The following is a 3,828-nucleotide window of genomic DNA, read 5'->3' on the forward strand; positions in this document are numbered from 1 at the left end:
TCTAGTTATACCGGCGCGTTATACCGGCGCGTTATGCCGGCTCCACCAATTTCGCGTCGTACGCCACGATCACCGCCTGCACCCGGTCCCGTGCTCCGGTCTTCGCCAGAATGCGGGAGACGTGTGTCTTCACCGTCGATTCCGCCAGGTGAAGCCGCTGGGCGATCTCCGAGTTCGTCCAGCCCTGCGCGATGACGGTGAGGATCTCGCGTTCGCGGTCGGTGAGGGAGGCGATGCGGGGGTCCGGGCCCGCGGCCGTGCCGGGAGCTGCCGGGAGATGGTCGACGTACGCGTCCAGGAGGCGGCGGGTCAGGCTGGGGGCCACGATCGCGTCGCCGGCCGCCACGGCGCGGATGCCGGCGAGGAGTTCCTCCGGGAGCGCGTCCTTGATGAGGAATCCGGAGGCGCCGGCGCGCAGGCCCGCGTACGCGTACTCGTCCATGTCGAACGTGGTGAGGATCAGGACGCGCGGGCCGTCGTCGCCGGTGGAGACGACGCGGCGGGTGGCCTCGATGCCGTCCATGCCGGGCATGCGGATGTCCATCAGGACGACGTCGGGGCGGAGTTCGGCGGCGAGGCGGACCGCGTCCGTTCCCGTGCCCGCCTCGCCGGCCACCTTCAGGTCGTCCTGGCTCTCCAGGAGCATGCGGAAGCCGAAGCGCTGCATGGGCTGGTCGTCGACGATGAGGACCGAAGTCACCTTGAGGTGTCCTTAGGGAGGGGGAGCCGGGCCGTGACCCGCCAGCCGCCGGTGGGCCGGGGACCTGCCTCAAGTGTGCCGTCGTACAGGGAAGTTCGCTCGCGCATTCCCGTGAGACCCCGGCCGCCGGGTGTGGGGGCGCCGCCGTGGCCGGTGTCCGAGACCGTGAGGGTGACGGCGTCCGGGGCGTGGGCGAGGTCGACCGTGGCGGTGGCCTGCGGGCCCGCGTGCTTGAGGGCGTTGGTGAGGGCCTCCTGGGCGATGCGGTACAGGGCCAGTTGGGTGCTGGGGGGCAGGTCGGCGGGCTCGGTGCCGTGGTGGGTCACCTCGACCGGGAGGCCCGCCGTGCGGACGCCGTCGATCAGCGCGTCGAGGTCCGTGAGCATGGGCTGAGGGGTCAACTCGGCGGTCTGCGCGGGAGTTTCGGCGCCCAGGACGTCCAGCAGGCGGCGGAGTTCGGTGAGGGCCTGGCGGCTGGTGGTGGCGATCGCGGTGAGGGCCTGGCCCGCACGCTCGGGGTTGCGGGCGGCCGCGTAGGAGCCGCCGTCGGCGAGGCCCGTGATGACGGAGAGGTTGTGGCCGATGATGTCGTGCATCTCGCGGGCGATCCGGGAGCGTTCGGCGGCGGTCGCGAGCCTGGCCTGCTGGTCGCGTTCCACTTCGAGCTGGCGGGCGCGCTCGACGAGGGAGTTCGTGTAGTCCTGGCGGCTGCGGATGGCGAGGCCGAGGACGGCGACCAGGGCGAGGGCCCAGACCTGGGGGACGACCTGCTGGTCCCAGCTTCCCTTCGGATAGCGGGCCACGCCGACCAGGACCGGGACCATCGTCATCGCGCAGCACAGCACCAGGGTGCGGATGCGGGAGCGCAGTGCCACGTTGAAGACGACGAACAGCTGGAGGAGGGCGGCCTGGAGGACGGCGCCGGTGGCGCTGTTCACGATGCCCGCCGTCACCATGACCGTGAGTGCGGCCATGGGGTGGGTGCGGCGCCACAGCAGCGGGACCGACAGGGCGAGGCTCAGGGTGAGGACGAGGTTGCCGGGGACGTGGGTGTTGTGGGCTATGTTCTGCCAGCCGCCGCCCGAGTAGTCGATGAGGGCGGCGATGACGAAGAAGCCCGTCACGGACAGGTCCCACGGCAGCGGGTGGCGCCGGTCGTAGGCGCGCACCCGCTGGGCGGTGCGTTGCAGGAGCCGCGAGAGCGGCTCCTGCTCCTCTGAGTCGGGCTGGGAGGGCGATGACGTCACCGGGTCATCCTGGTCACACGTCACGGCGCTTGAGAAGGAGGGCCGCCGCGGCGAGGGTGGCGGCCGCCCACAGGACCAGGGCGACGAGGCCGGTGCCCGCGCCGTTGTGGTCGGCGACCGGGGTGATCGAGCCGAGGGCCTCCGCGGACTTGGTCGGGAAGTACTTCACGGCGCTCTGCACAGGGTCGAAGCTGATCATCTGGAGGACCTCGGGGAGGATCATCACGCCTCCGATGAAGGCGCCGATGGCCGCCGGGACCGAGCGGCACAGCGCGCCGAGGCCCAGGGCGATGAGGCTGAGGAGGGTGATGCCCGCCGCGCTGCCCGCGAGGGCGCCGAGGACGCCGGAGTCCGTGAGGGACAGGGCCTTGTCGGTGTCGGAGAGCCAGATCTGGGCGAGCAGGAACGTGCCGACGTTCGTGGCGAACGTGACGGCGAAGGCCACGGCCGTGAAGACGGCGGCCTTCGACCAGAGCACGGGCAGGCGGCGCGGCACGGCCGCCATGGTGGCGCGGACCAGGCCGTTCGCGTACTCGCTCGCCGTGATCAGGATGCCGAGGACGGCGATGCAGATCTGGGAGAGCTGGGTGCCGAAGAGGGTGAAGACGACGGTGTCGATGTTCGCGTCGTCGCCGTCGTAGGTGGAGCCCATCATCAGGCCGACGCCGACCACGAGGGCGACCGAGAGGCCCAGGGTCCACCACGTGCTGCGCAGGGTGCGGAGCTTGTGCCATTCGGCGTGCAGGACGCGCTGGGGGGTCACCGCGTAGGCGGTCGTGGGGGCGCTCATGCTGCGGCTCCTGCCGTGGGCGCGGCCGCCTGGTACTCGACGGCGTCGTGGGTGAGGTTCATGAAGGCCTGCTCCAACGAGGCGGCCTGCGGGGTGAGTTCGAAGAGGGGTACGCCGTGGGCGGCGGCCAGGGTGCCGATCTCGGGGGCTTCGGGGCCGTGCACGTGGAGCGTTCCCGGCGCCTCGCCGGCCGTGACCTCGGTGCCCGTGGCGCCGGTGGCGGTCAGGAGGTCGCGCAGGCGGGCGGCCTCGGGCGTGACGACCTTGACGTAGGCCGCTCCCGAGGTGCGGACGAGGTCGGCGACCGTGGTGTCGGCGAGGAGGCGGCCGCGGCCGATGACGACCAGGTGGTCGGCGGTCAGTGCCATCTCGGACATCAGGTGGGAGGAGACCAGGACCGTACGGCCCTGCTGGGCGAGGGACTTGAGGAGGTTGCGGATCCACAGGACGCCCTCGGGGTCGAGCCCGTTGACCGGTTCGTCGAGGACGATGGCGGCCGGGTCGGCGAGGAGCGCCGCCGCGATGCCGAGCCGCTGGCCCATGCCGAGGGAGAAGCCCTTGACCCGCTTGCCCGCCACGTCGGTCAGGCCGGCCAGGTCGAGGACCTGCTCGACGCCGGAGCGCGGGATGCCGTGGGTGTGGGCGAGCGCCATGAGGTGGTGGAAGGCGGTGCGGCCCGGGTGGACGGCCTTCGCCTCCAGGAGCGCGCCGACCTCGGTGAGGGGGGCCGGGTGGTCGGCGTACGGGCGGCCGCCGATGGTGGCGCGGCCGGATGTCGGGGCGTCCAGGCCGAGCAGCATGCGCAGCGTGGTGGACTTGCCGGCGCCGTTCGGGCCGAGGAATCCGGTGACCGTGCCGGGCTCGACCGTGAAGGTGAGGTCGTCGACGACGGTCTTGTCGCCGTAGCGTTTGGTGAGTCCGTGGGCTTGGATCGTCATGCGTCGAAGGTAGGGATCGGGTGGGTGCCCGGGCGTCGGACCAGGGGCTCCGGTTCGGGGGCGGGCGTAGTACCGGGGTACGACCTGCCCCCACTCGCGTCTGCGGGCCGCGGTGGCCGGGGGCGTTCAGCGGAAGGTCAGGGAGCTCAGGGT

Annotated in this window: 4 protein-coding genes; all 4 read right to left on the bottom strand. The window is 72.0% G+C overall.

Translation table 11 applies throughout. From position 1 onward, the window contains the following. Nucleotides 1-31: 31 nt before the first annotated feature. From M4J07_RS46910 to M4J07_RS46925, 4 genes are read right to left on the bottom strand one after another with little or no spacing between them, the layout of a single operon-like run. Entirely contained in the window at nt 32-700 is a 669-nt protein-coding gene (locus tag M4J07_RS46910; RefSeq protein ID WP_255983368.1) for a response regulator, read from the bottom strand. Next, entirely contained in the window at nt 697-1,947 is a 1,251-nt protein-coding gene (locus M4J07_RS46915) for a sensor histidine kinase (protein ID WP_255983370.1), read from the bottom strand. The genes M4J07_RS46910 and M4J07_RS46915 overlap by 4 nt, the downstream gene beginning before the upstream one ends. A gap of 13 nt (nt 1,948-1,960) precedes the next feature. Continuing rightward, nucleotides 1,961-2,737: an ABC transporter permease gene (locus M4J07_RS46920; protein ID WP_255983372.1), complete on the bottom strand. Its 777-nt coding sequence runs from the start codon at nt 2,735-2,737 to the stop codon at nt 1,961-1,963. Beyond that, nucleotides 2,734-3,675 carry an ATP-binding cassette domain-containing protein gene (locus M4J07_RS46925; protein ID WP_255983374.1) on the bottom strand — a complete coding sequence of 314 codons (942 nt, stop codon included), beginning with the start codon at nt 3,673-3,675 and terminating at the stop codon, nt 2,734-2,736. The genes M4J07_RS46920 and M4J07_RS46925 overlap by 4 nt, the downstream gene beginning before the upstream one ends. Nucleotides 3,676-3,828 lie beyond the last annotated feature (153 nt).

The sequence above is a fragment of the Streptomyces longispororuber genome, from assembly GCF_024448165.1.
Classification (GTDB): Bacteria; Actinomycetota; Actinomycetes; order Streptomycetales; family Streptomycetaceae; genus Streptomyces; species Streptomyces longispororuber_A.